The 20942-nt window shown below is 51.2% G+C and carries 37 protein-coding genes; 8 read left to right on the forward strand and 29 right to left on the reverse strand.

Annotated elements, in window-relative coordinates; all coding sequences use genetic code 11:
* Positions 1–10: 10 nt before the first annotated feature.
* The 13 genes from MTP42_RS09675 to MTP42_RS09735 all read right to left on the reverse strand — a co-directional run bounded on the left by MTP42_RS09675 (position 11) and on the right by MTP42_RS09735 (position 7390).
* On the reverse strand, positions 11–955 hold the full coding sequence (locus MTP42_RS09675) for an N-6 DNA methylase (protein WP_158401687.1): 945 nt from the start codon (positions 953–955) through the stop codon (positions 11–13).
* Between the two features lie 12 nt (positions 956–967).
* Positions 968–1693, reverse strand: coding sequence for a DUF6291 domain-containing protein (locus tag MTP42_RS09680; RefSeq protein ID WP_158401686.1), 726 nt, complete (start codon positions 1691–1693; stop codon positions 968–970).
* Complete coding sequence (locus MTP42_RS09685; RefSeq protein WP_158401685.1) at positions 1683–2351, reverse strand: putative HNHc nuclease; 669 nt, start codon at positions 2349–2351, stop codon at positions 1683–1685. The genes MTP42_RS09680 and MTP42_RS09685 overlap by 11 nt, the downstream gene beginning before the upstream one ends.
* Positions 2329–2997, reverse strand: a complete 669-nt coding sequence (locus MTP42_RS09690; protein ID WP_158401684.1) for an MBL fold metallo-hydrolase — start codon at positions 2995–2997, stop codon at positions 2329–2331. The genes MTP42_RS09685 and MTP42_RS09690 overlap by 23 nt, the downstream gene beginning before the upstream one ends.
* Complete coding sequence (locus MTP42_RS09695) at positions 2997–3956, reverse strand: recombinase RecT (protein WP_158401683.1); 960 nt, start codon at positions 3954–3956, stop codon at positions 2997–2999. Before MTP42_RS09695 ends, MTP42_RS09690 begins: the two co-directional genes overlap by 1 nt.
* Positions 3949–4938, reverse strand: a complete 990-nt coding sequence (locus MTP42_RS09700; protein ID WP_249257205.1) for a DUF1351 domain-containing protein — start codon at positions 4936–4938, stop codon at positions 3949–3951. Before MTP42_RS09700 ends, MTP42_RS09695 begins: the two co-directional genes overlap by 8 nt.
* On the reverse strand, positions 4911–5177 hold the full coding sequence (locus tag MTP42_RS09705) for a hypothetical protein (RefSeq protein WP_249257206.1): 267 nt from the start codon (positions 5175–5177) through the stop codon (positions 4911–4913). The genes MTP42_RS09700 and MTP42_RS09705 overlap by 28 nt, the downstream gene beginning before the upstream one ends.
* The gene (locus tag MTP42_RS14745) at positions 5113–5367 is read right to left on the reverse strand and encodes a DUF6011 domain-containing protein (RefSeq protein WP_423405081.1); all 255 of its coding nucleotides are present in this window, start codon (positions 5365–5367) and stop codon (positions 5113–5115) included. Before MTP42_RS14745 ends, MTP42_RS09705 begins: the two co-directional genes overlap by 65 nt.
* A 234-nt stretch (positions 5368–5601) precedes the next feature.
* The gene (locus tag MTP42_RS09715; protein WP_158401680.1) at positions 5602–5892 is read right to left on the reverse strand and encodes a hypothetical protein; all 291 of its coding nucleotides are present in this window, start codon (positions 5890–5892) and stop codon (positions 5602–5604) included.
* A gap of 10 nt (positions 5893–5902) precedes the next feature.
* Positions 5903–6403: a lytic transglycosylase domain-containing protein gene (locus MTP42_RS09720; protein WP_187156369.1), complete on the reverse strand. Its 501-nt coding sequence runs from the start codon at positions 6401–6403 to the stop codon at positions 5903–5905.
* Positions 6384–6704 carry a hypothetical protein gene (locus tag MTP42_RS14705; RefSeq protein WP_187156368.1) on the reverse strand — a complete coding sequence of 107 codons (321 nt, stop codon included), beginning with the start codon at positions 6702–6704 and terminating at the stop codon, positions 6384–6386. The genes MTP42_RS09720 and MTP42_RS14705 overlap by 20 nt, the downstream gene beginning before the upstream one ends.
* Positions 6701–7150, reverse strand: coding sequence for a helix-turn-helix domain-containing protein (locus MTP42_RS09730; protein ID WP_158401678.1), 450 nt, complete (start codon positions 7148–7150; stop codon positions 6701–6703). The genes MTP42_RS14705 and MTP42_RS09730 overlap by 4 nt, the downstream gene beginning before the upstream one ends.
* A 42-nt stretch (positions 7151–7192) precedes the next feature.
* A complete protein-coding gene (locus MTP42_RS09735) occupies positions 7193–7390 on the reverse strand; it encodes a helix-turn-helix domain-containing protein (protein WP_055188426.1) in 198 nt (65 codons plus the stop codon).
* A gap of 406 nt (positions 7391–7796) precedes the next feature.
* Between MTP42_RS09735 and MTP42_RS09740 the strand changes: the two genes are divergently transcribed.
* Positions 7797–8108, forward strand: a complete 312-nt coding sequence (locus tag MTP42_RS09740) for a helix-turn-helix domain-containing protein (RefSeq protein ID WP_158401676.1) — start codon at positions 7797–7799, stop codon at positions 8106–8108.
* Positions 8109–8215: 107 nt separating this feature from the next.
* Here MTP42_RS09740 and MTP42_RS09745 read toward each other — a convergent pair whose 3' ends face one another.
* From MTP42_RS09745 to MTP42_RS09785, 9 genes are all read right to left on the reverse strand, one after another.
* Positions 8216–8419: a hypothetical protein gene (locus MTP42_RS09745; RefSeq protein ID WP_158401675.1), complete on the reverse strand. Its 204-nt coding sequence runs from the start codon at positions 8417–8419 to the stop codon at positions 8216–8218.
* A complete protein-coding gene (locus MTP42_RS09750; RefSeq protein WP_158401674.1) occupies positions 8419–8751 on the reverse strand; it encodes a YodL domain-containing protein in 333 nt (110 codons plus the stop codon). The genes MTP42_RS09745 and MTP42_RS09750 overlap by 1 nt, the downstream gene beginning before the upstream one ends.
* 102 nt (positions 8752–8853) lie before the next feature.
* Complete coding sequence (locus MTP42_RS09755) at positions 8854–9045, reverse strand: hypothetical protein (RefSeq protein ID WP_249257207.1); 192 nt, start codon at positions 9043–9045, stop codon at positions 8854–8856.
* 3 nt (positions 9046–9048) lie between these two features.
* On the reverse strand, positions 9049–9300 hold the full coding sequence (locus MTP42_RS09760) for a hypothetical protein (protein WP_158401672.1): 252 nt from the start codon (positions 9298–9300) through the stop codon (positions 9049–9051).
* Positions 9301–9320: 20 nt separating this feature from the next.
* Entirely contained in the window at positions 9321–9713 is a 393-nt protein-coding gene (locus tag MTP42_RS09765) for a hypothetical protein (protein WP_158401671.1), read from the reverse strand.
* 21 nt (positions 9714–9734) lie between these two features.
* Positions 9735–10055, reverse strand: coding sequence for a hypothetical protein (locus tag MTP42_RS09770; protein ID WP_112089994.1), 321 nt, complete (start codon positions 10053–10055; stop codon positions 9735–9737).
* 3 nt (positions 10056–10058) lie between these two features.
* The gene (locus MTP42_RS09775; RefSeq protein ID WP_249257208.1) at positions 10059–10214 is read right to left on the reverse strand and encodes a hypothetical protein; all 156 of its coding nucleotides are present in this window, start codon (positions 10212–10214) and stop codon (positions 10059–10061) included.
* 11 nt (positions 10215–10225) lie between these two features.
* Positions 10226–10486, reverse strand: a complete 261-nt coding sequence (locus MTP42_RS09780) for a hypothetical protein (protein ID WP_158401670.1) — start codon at positions 10484–10486, stop codon at positions 10226–10228.
* A complete protein-coding gene (locus MTP42_RS09785) occupies positions 10483–10686 on the reverse strand; it encodes a hypothetical protein (protein WP_055188441.1) in 204 nt (67 codons plus the stop codon). Before MTP42_RS09785 ends, MTP42_RS09780 begins: the two co-directional genes overlap by 4 nt.
* 161 nt (positions 10687–10847) lie before the next feature.
* Between MTP42_RS09785 and MTP42_RS14750 the strand changes: the two genes are divergently transcribed.
* Positions 10848–11066, forward strand: a complete 219-nt coding sequence (locus MTP42_RS14750; protein ID WP_430981891.1) for a helix-turn-helix domain-containing protein — start codon at positions 10848–10850, stop codon at positions 11064–11066.
* Between the two features lie 326 nt (positions 11067–11392).
* Here MTP42_RS14750 and MTP42_RS09790 read toward each other — a convergent pair whose 3' ends face one another.
* Genes MTP42_RS09790 through MTP42_RS09805 form a run of 4 tightly spaced genes read right to left on the reverse strand, consistent with a single transcriptional unit; the run spans position 11393 to position 12839 of the window.
* Positions 11393–11767, reverse strand: a complete 375-nt coding sequence (locus tag MTP42_RS09790) for a DUF3846 domain-containing protein (protein WP_158401668.1) — start codon at positions 11765–11767, stop codon at positions 11393–11395.
* Between the two features lie 3 nt (positions 11768–11770).
* Entirely contained in the window at positions 11771–11998 is a 228-nt protein-coding gene (locus MTP42_RS09795; protein ID WP_055188447.1) for a hypothetical protein, read from the reverse strand.
* 2 nt (positions 11999–12000) lie between these two features.
* Complete coding sequence (locus tag MTP42_RS09800; protein ID WP_158401667.1) at positions 12001–12588, reverse strand: hypothetical protein; 588 nt, start codon at positions 12586–12588, stop codon at positions 12001–12003.
* Positions 12589–12599: 11 nt separating this feature from the next.
* On the reverse strand, positions 12600–12839 hold the full coding sequence (locus MTP42_RS09805; protein WP_158401666.1) for a hypothetical protein: 240 nt from the start codon (positions 12837–12839) through the stop codon (positions 12600–12602).
* 157 nt (positions 12840–12996) lie between these two features.
* On the opposite strand from MTP42_RS09805, the gene MTP42_RS09810 reads away from it, so the two are divergent.
* Positions 12997–13320, forward strand: a complete 324-nt coding sequence (locus tag MTP42_RS09810) for a helix-turn-helix domain-containing protein (RefSeq protein ID WP_022257390.1) — start codon at positions 12997–12999, stop codon at positions 13318–13320.
* A gap of 48 nt (positions 13321–13368) precedes the next feature.
* Here MTP42_RS09810 and MTP42_RS14630 read toward each other — a convergent pair whose 3' ends face one another.
* On the reverse strand, positions 13369–13500 hold the full coding sequence (locus MTP42_RS14630; RefSeq protein ID WP_256466539.1) for a hypothetical protein: 132 nt from the start codon (positions 13498–13500) through the stop codon (positions 13369–13371).
* Between the two features lie 114 nt (positions 13501–13614).
* Between MTP42_RS14630 and MTP42_RS09815 the strand changes: the two genes are divergently transcribed.
* Complete coding sequence (locus tag MTP42_RS09815) at positions 13615–14640, forward strand: DUF4236 domain-containing protein (protein WP_158401665.1); 1026 nt, start codon at positions 13615–13617, stop codon at positions 14638–14640.
* Between the two features lie 63 nt (positions 14641–14703).
* Entirely contained in the window at positions 14704–15816 is a 1113-nt protein-coding gene (locus MTP42_RS09820) for a site-specific integrase (RefSeq protein ID WP_158401664.1), read from the forward strand.
* A 240-nt stretch (positions 15817–16056) separates the two neighbouring features.
* Here the strand turns inward: MTP42_RS09820 and guaA are convergent, their stop codons facing one another.
* Positions 16057–17607 (reverse strand): glutamine-hydrolyzing GMP synthase, encoded by a 1551-nt coding sequence (gene guaA, locus MTP42_RS09825; RefSeq protein ID WP_249257209.1) that lies wholly within the window; start codon positions 17605–17607, stop codon positions 16057–16059.
* 96 nt (positions 17608–17703) lie between these two features.
* Entirely contained in the window at positions 17704–18336 is a 633-nt protein-coding gene (locus tag MTP42_RS09830) for a GyrI-like domain-containing protein (RefSeq protein ID WP_249257210.1), read from the reverse strand.
* A gap of 338 nt (positions 18337–18674) precedes the next feature.
* On the opposite strand from MTP42_RS09830, the gene MTP42_RS09835 reads away from it, so the two are divergent.
* The 3 genes from MTP42_RS09835 to MTP42_RS09845 all read left to right on the forward strand — a co-directional run bounded on the left by MTP42_RS09835 (position 18675) and on the right by MTP42_RS09845 (position 20843).
* The gene (locus tag MTP42_RS09835; protein WP_156075454.1) at positions 18675–19850 is read left to right on the forward strand and encodes an IS110 family transposase; all 1176 of its coding nucleotides are present in this window, start codon (positions 18675–18677) and stop codon (positions 19848–19850) included.
* A 337-nt stretch (positions 19851–20187) separates the two neighbouring features.
* Positions 20188–20511: a type II toxin-antitoxin system Phd/YefM family antitoxin gene (locus MTP42_RS09840; protein WP_249257211.1), complete on the forward strand. Its 324-nt coding sequence runs from the start codon at positions 20188–20190 to the stop codon at positions 20509–20511.
* Complete coding sequence (locus MTP42_RS09845) at positions 20508–20843, forward strand: type II toxin-antitoxin system RelE family toxin (protein WP_249257212.1); 336 nt, start codon at positions 20508–20510, stop codon at positions 20841–20843. The genes MTP42_RS09840 and MTP42_RS09845 overlap by 4 nt, the downstream gene beginning before the upstream one ends.
* Positions 20844–20942 lie beyond the last annotated feature (99 nt).

Here is a 20942-nt window from a genome sequence, read left to right on the forward strand (position 1 = left end):
TGTCCTCCTATCAGAAAAAGCTCAACTGCCCACCCTTGCCCTCAGAGAACATCGGTTCCTGCTCCGGCTCTTTGGGCGGCATTTTAGCGGCTTTGGGCTTTTCCGTATCTTTTGGTTGCTTACTCTTTTTTGTGGCTTCAAGGGCTTTCTGTGGTTCGGATTTTGGCGCATCCGCAGTATGCTCTTTCTTTATCGGCTGAGCGACCAGCTTCATCTGCGCCATAGAGATTCGATACTGCCAAACCGGGATCCTGAGCAGCGGCGTATACCAGACGTTCCCTTTGTCAACTGGAAGCAGCCCCCTTTTGTCATAAGACACAGACGGGCTTGCAAGCGTATCACCGATAACGACATACCCCGGCATTCCAAGCAGACTCATTTGCAGATAGCACATCATTCCCACGATGTAGTCAATGTCCTGCGCCACAAACAGCACATCCGTCTGATAATTGATGCCTTTTTTCCTGCATTCGTTTGCAAACGCCACTAGCAAGGCCCCCGCGCCGCAGGTCGGGTCACAGACCGCGACCCATCCCCTGTCTCCGATTTTCTGCTGAAATTCTTCTGCCGAGGTCGTCACCACAGACATAAACTCGCAAAGGTGGTAAGGCGTGAAGAACTGGCCCGCGTGGTCACTTCCAAGCCCCAAGCACATATACAGCTCGCCAAGGAAATCCTGTTCCGAGTTGTCCTCCAACGCCATAACCAGAATCGAAAACATATCCGCGAATGTGTCCACTTCCTGCTTCGTGTACTTTTTCACGATAGTCATGTACTGCTGCTCTCGCTCGTCGAAGTGGCTCTTGTCTGTCGCGTTGGACACGGCAATGGCGCTTATCGTAATCCAGTCGCTCCAAACCTGCCACCTTGACCGCCCCTTGCTTGTAAATACTTCAAACTTCTTTACAAGCTCTTTCTGGGCCTCGCCGCGGACATGGCGAACATCGCTTCCCATTAGAAAACCTCCTTAGTCTGGTGGAACTTCCTCCGCCCGCTTTCTAAGAGGTCTCCTTTTTAGGCGATCCAAGCTGTTATCAAGGCCAAGGAAGCTATTTCCACTCGGCGTTTCCCGGTCAACCCGGTTTTCTTTGTATGTGATATGTACTTTTTCCCATGCTTCCAGCGTTGTGATTTTTTGTGCTGCCGCTTGGTCGAGCAAACGCTTGGCATAGACCCAAGGGTACTTTGCCTGATGGCGCATCGCTTCTTTCAGCGCGGCCACCACTAGGGCGTCCTCTACGCCAGCTTCCCGCAGCTCCCGGAATTCCGAGGCCATATAAGGCGTGAGCATCTTATCGCACCCAGCCCATACCCAGTAGGACTCCGGTTTTCCGTCAGGCGGTCCGGTTGATGTCTCCTGCTGTTCATCAGAATCATCCAATTCTTCGGGCGTTTCAAAACCCATTCGGTTTTTTGGGTTTTCCTGATTTTCTTTATTTTTTCTTGGTCTTCCGCCCCTTGCGCCATTGGCGCGATTTGCCGCCGCCTGTCGCTCGTAGGCTTCATTAGAAGCATCAATTTTTGCCTTGATAGCCGCCCAGACGAAGCGTTCATTTCCTAAAAAGCTCGGCTCAGATCCCGATTCCTTGTAGTCCATCATCGCCCACAAAATGCGCCCTCGCTCCGCTTCACTAAACGGCTCCAGCAGTGCTCTGTAATCTTTCACCCATAGCTTTATGTAGTCATTCGCCACGCTTCACCTCCCCTTTCGGCTTTTGATTAAGGGAAAGCACTTTACACAGGTGCTTGTCCAGCTTGATTCCATAGATATGGTAATCAGCAAACAGCGCATTCTCCCGGCGGTGTGCTTCCTCGTGGTGCGCTCGGCAAAGCGCGATTGCATTCAAGCCGACATGGACGACCTTTTCTCTGTCCATGCCCATGCCAATACGGTCAACATGATGTACCTCCGCCGGACGGTTGCAAATTGCACAGCGACGGTTTTCAAGGCACAGGTACAGGTATTTTCCAATGTCGTCCGTCTGCGTCAGCAAACTATCCTTGGTCGGAACGCCCCAGTGGAAGCAAAACGAAATCAGGTAAGTAATGAATTCTCGTGCTGTCGTCATGTCGCAGTCTGAGAGGGAGAACCACTCCCGCATAGCGCGGGAGCAGAAATCCCATTCCAAATACTGCCGAAGCTCTTCCGGCTCGTGGCCGGACCACAAAGAAATGTCACGGATGATGGCAAAAATCTTTCGGCGCTGGTCAGCAGAAATCGTGCGCCCATCATCCAACCGGACTTCCACCCGCCGGGGGCGCTTCTGCTCCACAAAGCGGCTGATGTCCGTATCGGGCTTCAGGACGAGCTTTCCATCTTCCAGCTTTTCAATTTTCGCCGTTACGACCATCCGTTTTCTCCTTGTCAATATGAACGTGCATGGGAATATACACGCTGTTCGTCTGCATATTTCTCACCAAGAAATCATTGCACTTTGCTTCCGATAGGTGATTCTTGAGCACCTGCATCTCATAGGCATACTGTCCAGCAGCCTTTTTCTCTGCGATTTTGGCCTGAATGTCCTCGTCTCTGTAATTGGCTTCTATCAAATAGAGGTCATATCCGAGTGCCTGCACCCCGTTCAGGTTGTTGGTGTCAGTGGCATAAATCGCCTTGCCAGATGGAAAATGCACCTTGTACCCGCAGTTCGGCACGTTATGCACCAGCATGAACGGAATCACATTGCATAGGCCGTATCCATACATGGTCCGGGGTTCCAGCACATCAATCTGACGTTCCGGCACTCCTGCGGCTAAAAGCGGCGGTGTCAGCCAACGACAGCATCCAAAACGCAGTGTTGGCCGTTCTTCAGCAAGCCGCTTGATGGTGCGCTTTTGGAAGTGGTCACTGTGGATGTGGGTGAGTAGAACCAACTTCAGCTTCGGCACATACGGCTCCAGTGCCTTATATGGAACGCCGCAGTCTATCAGAACAAATTCTTCCAAAATCGTGGCATTGCCGTCGCTTCCAGTGCTGATAATGTTGTACTTGACCATCAGAGTGTCGCCAAGTCAACAGCCGCTTTCACTTCATCTGCTTCCGGCTCCGGCAAGTCCATAGTTTTGGCCGTCCGCTCGATTTTGGGCTGTTCCTGCTCATCCTGCTGGCCGAGTTCCGGGGTATCGGTCACTTCCAGCAACAGGTCTCCGCTCGCGGTGTCCGGCATCATCACATGGCCGTCTCTTTCATAGGCCATCGTCATTTCTGCCGTCATAATGCCCCACTTGGAAATCAACTGGCGCAGCATGGTCTTTTTGGCCATCCCGTCGAAGTCTTTGTACCAGAAGCTCGAATACTTCCACAACTCATCCTGCGGAATCTCACCATTCAGCAGCTTCTTATATGCGGCGGCGCTGAATGCCGGGGAATATTTGTCCGCATGAGACATCATCTGGTCTGCCGTCCAGTACAGCGTTTTCTGGAAACCATTGATATACTCAAAATGGACAATGTAGCCAATCGTCGGCATACTCATGCGCTTTTCAAAATCCTCGATAAAGTGCATTTCATGGAAACGCTCTTCAAAAGGATCCCAGCCACTCAGCTCCCCGTTCTTTACTTCAAGGACGTTCAGCCGCTTATACTGACCCGTGCGCAGGGCAAGCTGGATATAGCCCTTATAGCCCAGCACAAACTGAGCCTTGAACTTCTCCGGTTCAATCATCTGCCCCTCACGGTCATACTTGGCCTTGGATTTGAACGGCACCAAGTAGAACTGTCCCAACTGCGGAGAGGGCTGTAAGAGCAGGCTTTCGCCCAGAAGTGCACCCGCAAGAATTGTGCCGGGGTCGCACTTCTGCAACTCGGCATTGACCGCCACCGCAGAGGTGATATTTGCAATAAAGCGCCCTGCACGAACCGGGTCCCCCAGCGTGTTGTTCACCAGATTCTTGTAAAGCGGAGTCTGGATTGCCTGAGAAAAACGAATCTTCTGCGGCTGTACTGCTTTAGCCATTGTCGCTTACCTCCTCATTCTCGATGCCGACGGAATCCATATGCTTCTGGATTTCGTCGATTTTTTCATTTACGAAAGACTTCAGCTCCCGGAGCTGGGTCAATGTACCGTGGCACTGGAACGTGCGGCCCATGAAAGCAAATTTGGCCGTCATGATCTGTTCTTTGCTCTCCTGCTGGGTTTCTTCGGCCTCCTGCTCATCCATAACCGGAGGCTCGGTACCCATGACCCGCGGCGCTGCCAGTTCTTCTTCCACCGCATCCAGCACCGCCGACTCTGCTTCCTGCGCGCGAAGCTGGGCTTCAAGGCGTTGTTTCCGTTCAGCTTCCTCGCGGGCCACACGGTCTTTGCGCTGGCTCACGCTGTTAATCGCAACGGCCAGATTGCGGCACTGCTTGTACTCGGCCATAACTTCCGGGGCATTCTCCATGCCATTGATGCAGTTCACATCAGCCACCACGCGGTCAACGTATTCCTTGACCTTGTTCTTCAAGGATTTCAGGCTCGCCGTCATGGTAACAGCAATACCGATGTCCTCATAGCTGACCCACTCGAACCCGTTTGCCTTGACCAGCTCGTCGAAGTAAGCAACCACTTTCTTCTCCTTGTCAGCTTTCAAGCCGGCTTCCACATCCGCGATTTTGCCTTTCAGCGCTTCATCCGCAGGGCCATAGACATCGGTGACGCACTCCTTGTAAACCTTGTCGAAATCCTCAAACGGCTGCATGATTTGATTTTTCACAACCATGCGCCGGGCATCCAGATCTTTGCGGTCGCGATTCAGCTTCGCCCGCTGCTCCTTGACGACCTTGAGCGTTTCTTCCGTGCAAACCAGCGCCAGCGCTTCCGCCACAGACGCCTGTGCCTGAGCCTTGATGCTGTGCAGCTGTTCCTTGATGACGGGAAGCTGCTGCACCACAATCAGCCTGTCGGCTAACATCGGCTCCTGCGTGGTTACGGCGGCAGTAAGTTCTTTTTCCATGTTGTACCTCCTAATTTTTGCATAGAAAAACGGCAGAAAGGATAGTCCTTTCTCGCCGCTTCGTACCTGTTGAAAAATTCAACCGAATATGCTACAATATGGTTGTGTGTGGTGGAGACCTGTATTTTCCGGCTTGATGTTCCTGCATCAAGCGCCAACGGAATGTGCGGGTCTCTATCCATTTGTAGCGCGCTGGCCGTTCTGGTCAGCGCTTTTTTCGTGTGCGGCGAGTATGTCATATACCGTGAGTTGGCCGATGATTTGGCGCTCAGCGGTGCTCTTAGGCTGTGTAGCGGTCTTTCCCTTGCGAGGTCTTGCGGGCGATTTCAGCTTCTTGCCGAACTCCTTGGCGTAACACTTTGCGCCGTACCCCGCTTCGATTGCCGCCGGATCTGTAATGACCCTGTGACACCGAGCGCATCTTACCATGCTTCTTTCCTCCGAAAATCATGAACATCTGGAATGCGTGCGTCAGCCGCACCGCCATGATGATTGCAATAATGACAAGCAGCCATTCGCCGCCGATTGCCCAGTAGCCACGCCAGCGGTAGGCGCTCGGCAACTGCCATATTGCCATCAGCCCTCCGGCTACGACCCCGGCCAGCGTGTCCAGCAGTCCTACGAGTACCCAATCCATCACGCTCAGCTTCTTTTCCCTGCGCTTCATTTGAGGTTTGCTCCTTTCATGTAGGTTTTGACCAGCGCCCATTCATGGGCATCCTTTGGCTTCCCCGCCATTGCATCCAGCGCTTCTTCGGTTCCGCACTGGTCACAAATCATGATGCCCGGAACCCGACGGGAAAGAGCATTGCTGTGCAAGCGCATCTTCATGGTCAGCTTCCCGCACCGGGGACACGGGAGCACCTGCGCCATCTCAGCTGCGGCATCCTGCACATCGAGGTATGTAGCAAAGACTTCATCCAGCAGCTTCTTCTCCGCGTAATCCTGAATCATTTGCATCACCTTACGAAACATCCCTTTCTTCCTCCAAAAGGCCAACCATTGCGCTCCACACCTTGTCGGTGTAGGCCGTGCTGCGGGTTCCTGCATTCCAAGCCTTTTCTGCCCCGCTCTTCCCAAGGTTGTACGCCATCATAGTTCGGTTGATGTCTCCATCGTACAGGGCAAGATAGCTTCCGAGCATATAGCACCCAGCCTTGATGTTCTGGCAGGCATCCAGCAGATCCGTGACTCCCAGCTCATCTTTGAGCCATCCGGCATTGATGCTGTTGATCTGCATCAGACCATAATCCCCGGTTGAGCTGGTAGCGCTCACCGTATAGCCGCTCTCGACCTGCATGACGGCGTAGGCCAGCTCCAGCGGAACTTCGTACAAGTCGCACATCTCGGCTGTATACTGCTGTAAATCCGCATCCAGCGGCACATGGTATGTAATCGGCTCATAGGGAGCCGGGTCTCGCCGGATGCACTCGCCCTGCTCGATGTCAGCTTGCACAGGAATCATCGCTATCGAGAGCTGCGTTTCTTTCGGTTGGAAAGCGAACGCCGCGGCGATGCTTTCGATTACCAGTAGTTGCGCCGCCGCTGTTGCCACCAGCGGGATTATTGCCTTTCGCATCATCCTGAACCTCCGTAATGCCGAACCGCTCGAACACATACCGCCGGGGCACTCTGCCCGGAAACGTAAGTAAACCCTTTGCTTCCAGCTCTTTGTTCATCTGCTGGATAAACTGATAGGCTCTGGATTTGCTGCATCCGACAATTTCCTGCACTTCGCTCACGCCGATAAAGTACGATTCTTTCACGTCCGACGCCCTCCTTTCGAAAAACGCATATTGGCCATCGCCACGAACAGGTTGTTCATTCGATCCATGATCTCATTCCATTCAGCCTGTTCGTCCTCTTCGATTTTTCCATCTGCGACGATCTCTATCATCGCATCGCGCTTTACGATAAACCTCTGAACCGCCGCCAGAACGCTGAGAACAGCTTCCGGCAAGTCCTTTAACTGAATCTCCGGAACCACCCGCTTGCCCAGCTCTGAGGACCGGCGCAGATGCTGAACTGCAAGATACGGGGCTTGGTACACATCGCACATGGCGCTTGCCACGTCGCTGGGTACCGGGCGCTGGCTCTGCTCATAATCCCGCAGAGAATCAACTGACACGTTCAAAAGCTGTGCGGCTTTTTCCTGCGTCATTCCGGCAGATTTCCGCGCGTTTTTGTAGATATTCTGGCAATCAACCGCCATTTCGCACAACTCTCCTTTCTGGTAAACTTATGATGTAAGAAATCACGCCCGCAGGTTCAGGCAGGATTCAATCGCGGACTTGATGTTCGCAGACGGCACCATCGTACCATTGATGACCTGGCTGACGTGTGCGCGGGAGTACCCGATTTCTTTTGCCAGCTCGGTGACGCTCATATCGTCGCGCTCAACCATCGCTTTTTTGACTGACACGCACCACTCTGGCAGCGGAACTTTCTTCATGTTTTTTCTCCTTCCCGACAAAGATTTATCTAACAAATGTATTGAACACTTGTTTGATTTTTGATAGACTAAAAGGGCCAGTACCCACCATTCAACGCGTTCCCCCGTCTTTAAGCTGTTAAGCAGAAGCTCTTGGGGAGTAATCGCTTTACCTGCGCACCGCCGATTTGCAGTATCGGCGCTGCGCTTTGCAGCGATGCCTGTCATTAGGAGGAATCAACTTGCATGGTTTGTACTGCGTGGTACGTTGAAGCCCCTTTGCAGAGGGGCTTCGGGGAACGCGCTGAATGGAAAGCGCTGACCCTTTTAATCTGACATTTGTTTTGTACAAGTGTATTATAATCTTTCTTTAGGCGTATTTCAAGACGAAATACGCCTGTGGATAGATTTTGTGAGGATACACAAAATGCCGACCCAAAATTTGTATGATTCTATAACCCTTGCAGAAAACATCAAAATTCAGGCAAAGGCGCGCAATGTCCAGCTGAAAGATATGTTCGCCGAACTCGACTTGAGCAAGGGGACGCTTTCCAATCTTCGACTTGGTAAAAAAATCTCCGCCGACAGTCTGGCGCGTATTGCCGACTATCTTGACTGCTCTATGGACTTCCTCATGGGGCGCACTGTTGACCCCGCCGTGAAACGGATGAATCTGACAGATGATGAACGCCAAAAGGTTACAGATTATCTTCAGTTCATTCTGAGTCAGCGGAAATAGCCCTCAGCGCCGCTCAGATGGCTCTATTTTGCATTTTCGGAGCTTCTGCAAGGAAATTGCCGTTTGATGCAAAGCACGGCTCAAATTGCTTCTTTGAGCGATTGTGCTCATTCGTCGATTACGAAGTGCGCGCCCTCGGTGATAAGCACCGTGCCGTGATGCTCGTCATTGACGATGGTGTTCCGTTTGCCGATGTACTCTGCCGGAAGCTCACCGCTCTTCACCCGCTCAAGGTTGAGCGGCGTCGGCTCCCAGCGGCCCTTGTAGGCCTCCGGGATCTTGCGCCACTCCGCTTTTGTGTAGTGGCGCATCAGGTCTGCCCCCATTCTTCCCCGCTCAGCAGCTTCCAACCGTAAGCATCGCAGAACCACCAGCCGGAGGATTCCCCATCGGCGAGGTAAATGATGTCCGACACGCTCAAGCTGTGGCCCTCGAAGCCTTCGGGCCTGTCTATGTTGAATCTGCGGAACAGGCCATCAAGCGTCTGCTGTGCGTCCTTTCGGGTTTCCACATTACCCTCGTACACCAGACGGTAGTTCTCCCGATGGATTCCGCCCAGCGCTGCGGCCTGATCGGACGCCATGAACCGCAGTTTTACCTGCTCCATGGTGTCCTCTTTCAGCTGGTAGATCTCATACTTCATGTGAATCTTCCTTTCCTTGGTTTGCGGTGTTGGTTCCCGCGACCATCTTCGTGATGCCACGAAAATGGTTTCGGCCGATACCAGCGGCCATCATCAGGCGGGTTATTCTTTCCAGTTGCGGCCTGCACCAATCGATGCATCCCGGATGGAGAGGATTTTGTTCTTTCCTGTGCGAGTGCTGCGGAACTCCTGCATCGCTTCCCGAAAGGCATCGTCTTCAGCCAGTTCCCACGACTCAAAGTGGTAATACCGAATCTCGCCATCCTCGGTCTGATATTTAATTTCAATGTTCACGGCTCAAGCCTCCTCGATCTCCACGCACTTGATGCTGTTGCGAAGGTACTTCCGCCCCCGGAGCGCTTCACAGGCGGCGCACAGGTCATCGACCTTGCACCGCAAGAGGATGTCCTCAATCTCGCTTCTCCCCTGCCGGTTATCGTATGCAGCCTTAACGACCGCTGCTCGGTCATCATCCAGCAGGACGGTCATGCAGGCCTCGTCTTCCTCGCCTTTCATGCGGATGTCGTAGGTAAAAATGACGTACTTCATGATTTAGTCTCCCCTTTTGATTAAACGTCAAAGCCGACCGAATGGTATGCGAACCAGTGTCCGCAGCGGCGGTGCAGCTTGTACCAGATTGTGAAACGCTGGCCAGAACAGTCATAGGCCGTTGGGTAAACCTCGTAGTAGTGATTTTCCCGGAACCATTCGGCTGCATCGACCTTGTTGGCCTTGTCCAGTTCGTTCGGGAGCTGCACCAGCTCAATGTAGCCATCAATGCCGCGCTCCTCGATAATGCGGCTGTCAGGTGCCGGGCGGTTGTTGTAGGCCCGGATCTCCTTCTTGATGCTGGCAATAAATGCGGCCATGCCGGACTTCTGTTCGGCGGTGGTGGTGTCCCGGATGAACGCCAGCAGGGTGTAAGCATCTCTCAGCTTCTCGACGTCGGTGATCTTAAACATTGTCTTGTCCTCCAATATTGTTTAGAATTCGTTGAAGTCTCCAGCATCGAACAGCAGGCCGCTTCTGAATTTCAGGCTGAGCTTGCTTTCAGGGGGCTTGCGCTTGAAAACAGGCTTTCCGTTCACCAACTCTGCATACACGGAAAAACTGCAGCGCGTACCTTGGAGAGTGATGTAAACACCGTTCTGATAAGCACGGAGTTCGCCAAGTTCCAGTCCCCAAGAAGTGGTAAACTCAAGGTTTCGGCTCAACGCATTGTGGAGAGATGACTTCTTGTTGTCCGGCATCATCCTGAAGAGTTCCAGCGCTTGCTTCTCGCAGTGCACGTTTTTGATTTCCATGGTTCAGCCCTCCTCAACGACCCATCCGGCACAATAGCCGGGATCACGAAGCCTTGCCTTTGCAAGTGCTTCATCGAACGTCCGGGCTCGAACTCGGACAGGTGGCAGGTCGCCGCCCACGATTTCCCATGTAGCCATGGGCGCTACAAACTTCACCATGTGGTCCTCCCTCAGCTCCTGCTATCCCGCCGGATGCTCAAAATCTGGTCGTTGTCTCCGAAGCTCCGTTCCTGCAGGTTCTCGATGTCGTAAATCAGGAATGCAAGAATCAGCGCTTCCCGTGTGCAGCACTTCCGCTCCCGGAATGTGTACGGCGTCTTGGCCTTTAACAGCCGCTCCGCTACATCGTCCACAATGTCCAGCGCGGTGGTGTAGGTCTGCGGAGCCGCTGGACCGCGGCCATGCGAGGTGTACTCAACAAGAAGTCTCATTCGTCCTCGTCCTCCTCTCCCTCGGTAACGCTGTCCATCTGGACGCTCCCGTAGGTGTAGCCGTTGTCGTTGCGAATGTAGACGGGCTGGTCTTCGTCGTACTGGCTCAGGATGTCAATCAACTCCCCCACCGTCATGGTGTCGTGGCACTGGCTGGGAGAGTACCCATCCCGGCGGCTGTCAATGTAAACATTCGTCATGGTATTGTCCTTTCTATCTAACAGGTGTTTGAATCATTTGTTAGATATATTATAATCTCACTTTTATGAGATAGCAATACGATAATCTCATTTTAGTGAGATTCATGCTTTTGCACAAAAAGGAGGTCCTATTTTTGATATTTTGGGAGCGATTCTATCAGATGTGCGCTCTACGAGGCACAAAGCCAAACCCAATCGCAAAGGAACTGGGCATCTCTTCTGGTGCTGTTACACGCTGGAAAAATGCAGAGGATCCTCCATCGGGAAAAACGCTTATACTCCTTGCTGATAGGCTAGACTGTTCCATTGACTACCTGCTTGGCCGCACGGATGATCCCGTTCTCCATCAACTGGATTCGTCGTCCTCATCGGCTATATAACGCGCGCGCCCGCGCGTGATGAAGACGATAGTCTTCATATCTTCTTATTCTTTTTCTTTTTCTTCTTCTTTTCTTAAGAAGATGGGTTTTTTCGGTTTTTGAAAAACCCAATGGGTTTTCACATTTCGCACACATTTCAAAAATTCGTCGTTCTATCGAATTTCAGTTTTAACAAAATTTCGGTTTTGCGGCCTAAAATTTGAAAGTTTTGACTCAAATTTCATCTTTTATTTTGCATTTCGCAAAACCCATCAAAACCGAAAAAACCAAACGTAACCCAAAAAAACCGAATGGGTTTTTTCGGTTTTTTGAAAAAAGCGGGGCCATCAAGCCCCGCCAGAAACCACCTTGGAGATAACCAGCCGCCCTGCGAAGTACTTAAACTTCTCCGGCGAATGGAACAGCTTCTCAAAATACGTTGCATCCTCTTCCCGCAGATCCGTGAAGTCCTCTTCATCGACTCCAACCACGAGGAATGTGCCAACAATGACGTCGTAAGGCTTGCCGCCCCTGTACAGGGTCCGGTTTGGCTTGAGGCCCATGCACTTGCCCTCTTCGTTGCAGATCAGGCCCACCGGGCGGTGCTGGTCCGGGTAAAGCACCTGAATGTAGCCACCCACAGCGTCTTGCAGGGCTTCAAGTTCGTTGCCAATGTCAATGCGTTCCGGGGCCTTTCCCGGCTCAATTTTTAATGCTTTCATGGCTTAAATCTCCTTTCCTGCCGACAGCGGCTTGCCATTCCATGCAACGCAGAACGGGTACGTATCCGTCTCTGTGCTGCGGAGCCAGCCGTCCTGCACGGCCATCATCGCTTCTACCCGGTACGCTTGCCGGGTGTGACTCCCCTTGATGTTCTTGTACAGCGCCCCGCCGTGAGACTTCTTGAAAGCCTTGGCTTCCTCTTCGGTTCTGAAAAACTTGTTACAATACATAGTCAAACCTCCTTGTTGTTGAGCTGATATGCTTTGCCGCGATAATTGATGATGTGCCGATGGTCAGGCGTGCGGAACACTTCAATGCGCTTCTTGTCCACGTTCTTGATGCCAAGTTTCCGGCGAATGAACCGCACAGCAATTTTGATGGTTTCAGCGTTGGTCATGTCCTTAGCCTTGCGATTCGGCCTCTGCGCATAGCGGCTCATACGGATTTTGCTGACCGCTTCGGCGTCCGCTTCCGTCCCATAGAACTTGTCGGGATCTCCGTAGCCGCTCACCTCGTAGAACCGCTGGCTGCTGACTTGTTCCAAGCGTCCGTTCCAAATTGTGTTGACGCAATAGGCCACATCCGGCCGAATGCCCTCTTTCTCGGCCACGCGGCCAACGAACAGCTCGACGCCCTGCTTATCCCACTCCTTGGAAAAAGTGCGGGCCACAATGCGGATGATTTCAGTTCCGTTGGTCAAATCGACCTTGGCCAGTTCACCTTGACTCCCATTCATGCTTGCGGTGTTGAAGCGATACCCCTGCTCCAAATACTTGTTCACCTCTGTCGTGAACATCTTGTTGATGTCTGAATACTTCATGGCCATTCCCCTTATCTAACAATCGTATAACCAGCGTACTTGAAGTTGTTCACGAGCTCCGCTGCCTTTGCCAGATGCTCAGCGAGTTCTGCGGCCCGTGCTGCATCCATTGTTGCCCAGTCCATCGAAATGGTGATTTTAACTTTTTCGCCAAACACCAAGCGGATTTCAATGGCTTCATCCAGCTCTGCGACTTGCCCTGTCAGCTCCCGCATTGCTTTGCCGAGCACTTTGTACGTTACCATTTTCATATTTTTTCGACCTCCGTTGTTGCTCATGCAGTCCAACAAATGTTTGACTGTGATTATATAATAATCCAACGCCTGTTAGACGACAAGACCGCAAATCTAACAAGTGTTGGATTTCAGCGTATTACACAAGATTTCAGAAAGAAAGCTGGTAAAAAGGATGACGATTACTGTCCAACGCATTGTCGATTTGATGGAACATTACGGTTCATCGGGCGCTTTTATGTCGCGCCTGTGCGGGAAAAGCAGAACCCTTGTTGCGAGCTGGCAAGCGGGAAAATCTGTTCCTACCGCTTCGGACATCGCCACTATTGCCGCCCGCTATGGCGTGTCTGAAGCCTATCTCCGGGGGGAGGTAGATTTCCCGGAGTCGAATCTTTCCGCTTTGCAGAGGCGGCTCATGGACTCCACGCACGATCTGACAGATGATGAAATGCGAAAGGTAATAGAGTACGTCCGCTTCGTCAAATTCCTGCGCGAATAACAAAAGGACAGGCTCCCAAAGAGGGCCTGTCCGCGCCATCGGTGCTCGTTACTGCTGTTTCAGCGTTTCGATGTACTCAAGCACCCGCTTGACCTGTTCCGGGGTTAAATCCTTGATTTCTTCCCGAAGAACATCATCAAGCACATTTCCATGTCTGGAGCGCTCATCCGATGCAGGCATCTTCTCACTCCTTCCCGGCGCAAGCACGCCATTGGAAAGAGTAAGACAGCTTACAAGCAGATTCCAGCCATCTACCGAAATCCGTGAATAAATAACAGAAAGGGTTGTGAGGTTATGGGATTCAGATACAGAAAAAGTATTCGTCTTGGCGGCGGCTTCCGCATCAATATTTCAGGAAGCGGAATTGGGTATTCATGGGGCGTTCCGGGATACCGAATCACCAAAACGGCCAACGGAAAAATCAGACAAACAGCGTCCATCCCCGGAACCGGATTGAGTTACTCGACAGAGGAATCCCTGCATAAATCTGCACGACGAAACACAGCAAAAGAATCCCCTTATATTGATACCGAAGTTATTCAGTCTGTTGACCGTGAGAACTATAAAGATTCTGATTTCAAGGCCCTTATGAAGAAGATTCGTCGAACACGTTTTCTCAATAAAGCCTCTCTCATAATTGGCTCCATTGGTTTACTCGCCTTTATTGTTCTTCACACTCCCCAACGGCTCTTCCTTACCATTTTTTCTTTTGCCGTATTTTTCTATGTTCATTACGTCGCACCTGTAAAGTTGGAATATGATTTCACCGACGAACAGCGCGCGGCCTATGAAGAATGGTACACTGCATGGCGAAAATTATTTGCTTGCGATACCGTTTACTATGTGCCTGAAACATATACCAATAGTAACGCAAGAGAGCATGGCGGCGCAGAGAAAACCATTTCTGAGGAAAAGGTACTCGGAATGCCTAATCTTCCCTACTATCTTCGGACAAATGTTCCCGTATTCTCCGTGGCATTAAATCAGCGAGAATCGTTCTATATTTTTCCTGACAAGATATTCTATATTCACAACAAAAATATTAGTGCCTACGATATTGCTGAAGTGTCATTTGAAGTTGATTCTACTAACTATGTCACCGATGAAGCGCATCTGCCTGCGGATAGTAAAGTAGTCGGCAACACATGGCTCAATGTAAATTCTGATGGCTCTCCAGACAGGCGCTATAAACACAATATGCCTTGTCTTATTTGTGAATTTGGAAAGTTGCGAATTAGTTCCGATACCGGGTTGGATGTTCTTTTCTTGCTCAGCAATGCAGACAATGTTGAGCAATTCAAATCTATTCTCCCCCAATAAAAAAGACCCCGGCCATTATAAAAATGGTCAGGGATTTCTAAACACGTCAGGAGGTATATTCTAATGCCCTGCTATAAGGACGAAAAAACAGGCACATGGTACTGCCAGTTTCGCTACGCTGATTTCACCGGGAAACGAAAGCAGAAGCGTAAGCGCGGCTTCAAAACCAAACGTGAAGCGCAAGAGTGGGAGCGAGAATTCCATTTGCAAAAAGCCAAGAGCTGTGACATGACTCTTGCCAGCTTTGTGGAGCTGTACTTCAATGACCGGGAGCACCATGTCCGCGACACCACAATGGACACCAAGCGAAATGTTTTTGACACCAAAATCGTTCCGCTTCTCGGAAACCGGAAAATGAATGAGATCACCGCTCTTGATATTCGAGATTGGCAACAGCGAGTAAAAGAGATGGGCGAAGCCACTGGCCTCCCATATTCGGAAACATATCTCTACACCATCCACGCACAGTTGACCGCCCTCTTTAATTATGCCCAGACATTCTACGGCCTGCGTTTCAATCCGTGCGATGCTGCTGGCTACATGGGTTCCTCTGTCGCCGGAGAAATGCTTATCATAACGAAAGACCAGTACGAGCTTTTGCGGAAAGAATTCCGCAACGAGGCCTATCTTCTGGCATTTGATATTCTGTTCTGGACGGGATGCCGCGAGGGCGAGATGCTGGCGCTGTTGCCCAAAGACCTGACCGATGATGACCAGTTGCGCATCTACAAGACCTACCACAGAAAAAAGGGGCAGGACATCTTCGGCCCCACTAAGAACAGCAAGAAAGGCGGAAACCGCAATGTGCCTATTCCGCATTGGTTGGCCGAAGAGTTCCGCACCTACTGTTCCCGGCTCTACGGGCTGACCCCGGACGACCGCGTATTCTACATGACGTGCACAGCGCTCAACAAGGAACTGACCCGCTGCACCCAGCTAACCTATCTGCCAGACATTCGCGTCCATGATCTTCGGCACAGCCACGTTTCTCTCTGTATCGAACTTGGGTACTCTATTGTTCTGGTGGCCAAGCGAATCGGCGATACTGTTCCCGTCGTCATGCGGACCTATGCCCATTTGTACCCTAACAAGCAGCAGGAGCTTGTGTCGAAGCTGGAGGCCATCGGCTCCCCCACTTCTAACAACGATGACTCTGATTTGATGTCACTCGGCTAGGCCGAAAACAGGTGATGTCACGGCCCGTTTTGTGATGTCACGATGTCAAAAAAGCCCCGGAAAGTTTCGATTTCTCGTTACTTTCCGGGGCTTTCAAATTATTCTTCGATAATAAACCGTACTACCATTTCCCGGCGCGTCCAGCAGGTGCTTTTTGCCGCAGGTGATGTCAAAGTGATGTCATTCTTCCGAAATTCATCATTTTTCAGTCGTAGACACGTTTTATTTTCTCGTATTCCATTATTCGAGCTCGATGGTGGCAGGCGGCTTACCGGTGCAATCGTAGAACACACGGTTGACGTGCTTGACCTCATTGACGATGCGGCTGGTCACGGTGCCCAGAACATCCCAGGGCACATTGTAGCTCTCAGCCGTCATAAAGTCGGTGGTGGTCACAGCACGCAGGGCCACAGCGTAGTCATAGGTACGCTCGTCACCCATCACGCCGACACTGCGCATATTGGTCAGGGCGGCGTAATACTGGTTGATCTCCTTATCCAGACCAGCCTTTGCGATCTCCTCACGCCAGATTGCGTCTGCATCCTGCACGATGGCAACCTTCTCAGGGGTCACCTCGCCGATGATGCGGATGCCCAGACCGGGGCCGGGGAACGGCTGACGGCTGACCAGATACTCAGGCAGGCCCAGCTCACGGCCGACCTGACGCACCTCATCCTTGAACAGGTTGCGCAGAGGCTCCACCAGCTCCTTGAAGTCCACGGTATCGGGCAGGCCGCCGACATTGTGGTGGCTCTTGATGACAGTGGATTCGCCGCCCAGGCCGCTCTCCACAACGTCAGGGTAGATGGTGCCCTGTGCCAGGAAATCCACCTTGCCGATCCGCTTTGCCTGCTCCTCAAAGACGCGGATGAACTCCTCGCCAATGATCTTGCGCTTGCGCTCGGGCTCGGTAACACCGGCCAGCTTGCTGAAATAGCGGTCGCGGGCATCCACACAGATGAAGTTGATATCAAAGCCGTTGGCATTGCCCGGGCCAAAGACAGAGCAGACCTCTTCCTTCTCGTTCTTGCGGAGCAGACCGTGGTCCACAAACACGCAGGTCAGCTGCTTTCCGATGGCCTTTGCCAGCATCGCAGCCAGCACAGAGGAATCCACGCCACCGGACAGGGCGCACAGCACCTTGCCATCGCCAATGCGCTCCCGCAGAGCCTTGACATTGTTCTCCACGAAAGAGTCCATCTTCCAGTCACCGGAGCAGCCACAGACGTTGTACACGAAGTTGCGGAGCATCTTCTTGCCCTCAGCGGTGTGGAGCACCTCCGGGTGGAACTGAACAGCGTACAGGCCCTTCTCGGCGTTCTCTGCAGCAGCCACAGGGCAGTTCACGGTGTGTGCGGTGATCTTGAAGCCGGGGGCTGCCTGCTCGATGTAGTCGTTGTGACTCATCCAGCAGATGGTGGAGGGCTGAGCATCCTCGAACATCTTGCTGCTGTTGTCCACAAAGACCTCGGTCTTGCCGTACTCACGCTCAGGGGCGCGGCAGACATGACCGCCCAGCAGGTGCATCATCAGCTGGCTGCCGTAGCAGATTCCCAGCACAGGGATGCCCCAGTTGAAGATCTCGGGGTCAATGGTGGGCGAATCTTCCAGATAGACGCTGTTGGGGCCGCCGGTGAAGATGATGCCCTTGGGGTTCTTCGCCTTGATGACCGACAGGTCAGTTTTGTAGGAATAGATTTCACAGTAGACATTGTTCTCGCGGACACGGCGCGCGATCAGCTGATTGTACTGGCCGCCAAAGTCCAGCACGATGACAGTTTCATGCTGCATGATGTTCTCCTCCCTTTTTCGAGATGTTTCTATAGGTAGACTTAGTATAGCACATCTCACAACGAAAATCGACAGTCTTTGTGAACTTTCCCGATTTTATTTTACGCGAACAGGATGCCGCAGTACTGTTTTCAGTTTTTCCGGTGCTGTCCGGCGCGGATCGCTGAGGTAAATTTCGTGGTGACGGCGGTGCCCGGTGAAATCAGTCTCATAGCCCTGTTCCCGCGCAAAAGCATCCATCTGCTCCAGCGTCTCCGGTTCAGTATCATAAGAGCCAACATGCATACACTGCACACAAAGTCCCTCATCATAGTGGAGGAACTGCACTTTGGAGAAATCCTTCTTCTTTTTTGCAGTCGCTTCCTGTACGGCCCAATCGAACACTTCCCGGGTCACGAAATCCGGCAGGCGGATCATACTTGTCCACTCAAAGCATTCTTTGTGGGCGTAGTCCACACCGTCCACCCCCTCCTGATGCCACAAACCCTCCAGCGGTGGGACAACATATTCAAAGTAACCGTCGATCTTATGGCTTCCCTTGTAGCTCATCTTGATGGTAAAGGCAATGCCATACAGCAACTCCATTGCCGCCTGATATTCCCCACCTGGTTCATTGGGGTCTCCCCTGCCCTGTACAGACACAAAATTCATCGGCGGAACTGTCACAATACCCGGCTTCCTGGGTGGAAGATAAAACTCCTTGTACTCCTTCTTATAGTCAAACGCCATGACGCTGCCTCCATTTTCCGACATCTTTGCTCTTTAATGTCAGCATATCATGACAACCTTTATTTGTAAACAGATCTACAACAAAAATTCCTCGTATTATAAAAGAGTAGTATTTATAGACCGCTCTCCAGCGGAATGCTACAATAGTTTCAGGGTGCTGTGGATTGGTGAAAAATCCCTACCGTAAAGACGGTTTATTGGAGGCTCCAACCACAGCTTCTTTGTTGAAATGTTAATCAGTTAGATACCGCCAGACGGTTTATTTAGAACGAGGTTACAAGAGCAAAGAAGTCTGTGGTCCTGAACAGCATCGAAATAAATACGCCGGAGGTATCAAAATGGTTTGTGTTGGAATTGATGTTGCCAAGGATAAGCATGACTGCTGTATTCTTGATTCAGACGGAATGGTTCGTGCTGACTGCTTTACCATCCCCAACAACATGGATGGATTTAAGCAGCTGCTTCAAACGATTCGAAACTGTACCAAAAAGTCAGACAAAATAAAAGTAGGACTTGAGGCTACCGGACATTACAGCTACAACATTCTTGGATTTCTTCTTGACAATGACCTGGCCGTCTATGTCATGAATCCTTTGCACACCAACCTGTACCGAAAAAGTCTCAGCCTTCGCAAAACCAAAACCGATCGTGTGGATGCAAGAACGATTGCAACTATGCTATTGTCCGATGTAGACCTCAAGTCCTACACGGATACAGCATACCACAACGAAGAGTTAAAGTCACTAACAAGATACCGATTCGATAAGGTTCGTGAAAGAGCCAAGCTGAAGCAGTCAGTGTCCAGACTGGTCACGATCCTGTTCCCGGAATTGGAAAAGCTCGTTCCCTCTCTCCACAGTGTTTCGGTCTATGCTCTTTTCAGCGAATATCCCGGTGCAAAGCAAATTTCAGAAGCCCATCTTACCAAGCTGACAAACCTTCTTTCAATAGCGTCCAAGGGGCACTACGGAAAAGAAAAGGCCATCCAGATTCGAGAGGCAGCCAAATCGTCTATTGGATCTGTCATGCCTGCCAAATCTTTGGAATTGAAGCACACTATTAAACTCATTAAGGAACTCACCTCCGAGATCGACGAAATTGAAGATTCGATTCAGCAAATCATGGATGAATTGCATCCACCGATTCTTTCTATTCCCGGTGTTGGTATCCAGTCAGCAGCCATGATCCTTGCTGAAATCGGTGATTTTTCCAACTTTGAATCTCCTGACAAAATCCTTGCTTACGCTGGTTGCTCTCCATCTACATACCAGTCAGGAAAACTTACAAACTGTTACGCTCATATGGAAAAACGTGGTTCACGTTATTTGCGATATGCCCTTTACAACGCAACCAAGTACGTTTGTCATTGGAATCCTGTCTTTGCCAAATACCTTGCCAAAAAACGTGCTGAAGGTAAGCACTATAATGTTGCCCTGTCTCATGCCACAAAGAAACTCGTGCGGCTGATCTACGCTTTGCAGAAGTCTGGAAAAGCATATCTTACAGCTGCCTAATTTTCTCCAGAGCCTGAGCCAAATCCAAGAACAACTTAGCTGGCGCAGCGAACCCTTGACAAACCGAAGCATTCAAATGCTATTCTGTTTCTGCGAGGGTTGGCCGGGCTTGCTTTGCTATTCTCTCCGTCGCCCTCGCTGCTCTGATTTCAGCATTTGAATGCTGTTTGTCAGGGGCAGCGAATCGTTGACGGATTTTTTCATTTTTGGGCTTGACTTTTAATAGTTAGTCTCCAACTTTTGTCCACCTTTATATCATCAGTAAATTTACTGCGATTTCTATTGCTATTTTTACAGATAACTGCTATACTGTAATCATAGAAAGGAGCTGACAGACATGGCCTCTGTTGTAAGCGCTATTACCAATACGATCCCGATCACTCAATTCAACCGCGGCCTGGCGGGAAAGATCTTCGAGGATGTCAAACGGAACGGTGCAAAAGTTGTGATGAAGAACAACACCGCCGAATGCGTGCTTCTCTCACCTGAGGAATACGTTCGTCTGATGGATGAAGTGAACGATGCCCGCCTGTTGACCATTGCCACCGAACGGATGGTGCACTATGACCCCGCCACAGTCATATCCGAGACAGAAATGAACCGCCGCTTGGGCATCACAGCAGAGGACCTCGCAGATTTTGACGAGGTAGACATCGAATGAGCTGGATACTGGAATACCTCCCCGAGGCCGAAAAGGATCTGAAAGCACTGGATGGCAGCCAACGGCTCCTTGTCCTGAAAGCCATCAAAAAAGTGCAGCAAAATCCCCTGCCTGCTGAAGAAAATGGTTATGGAAAAGCTTTGGGCAACCATAGAAGCACCAATCTTGCTGGATTTCTAAAAATCAAGCTTCGTGCTTCCGGCCTGCGGGTCGTCTATCAGCTGCGCCGCACCGAGACGGAAATGCTGGTGATCGTCATCGGTGTCCGTGCTGACGATGAAGTGTATGAAATTGCTCAGAAACGATCCAATCAATATAATCTGCTTGGCTGATCCCCCGGCAGCATAAAAAGCCTCCTGCTCTGCGGAATGCAGAACAAGAGGCTTTTCCCTTTGATTCGCCGATAGCGCAAAAAGAGCCTTCCCACTCTC

This window comes from Faecalibacterium sp. I2-3-92 (assembly GCF_023347315.1).
Taxonomy (GTDB): domain Bacteria; phylum Bacillota; class Clostridia; order Oscillospirales; family Ruminococcaceae; genus Faecalibacterium; species Faecalibacterium duncaniae.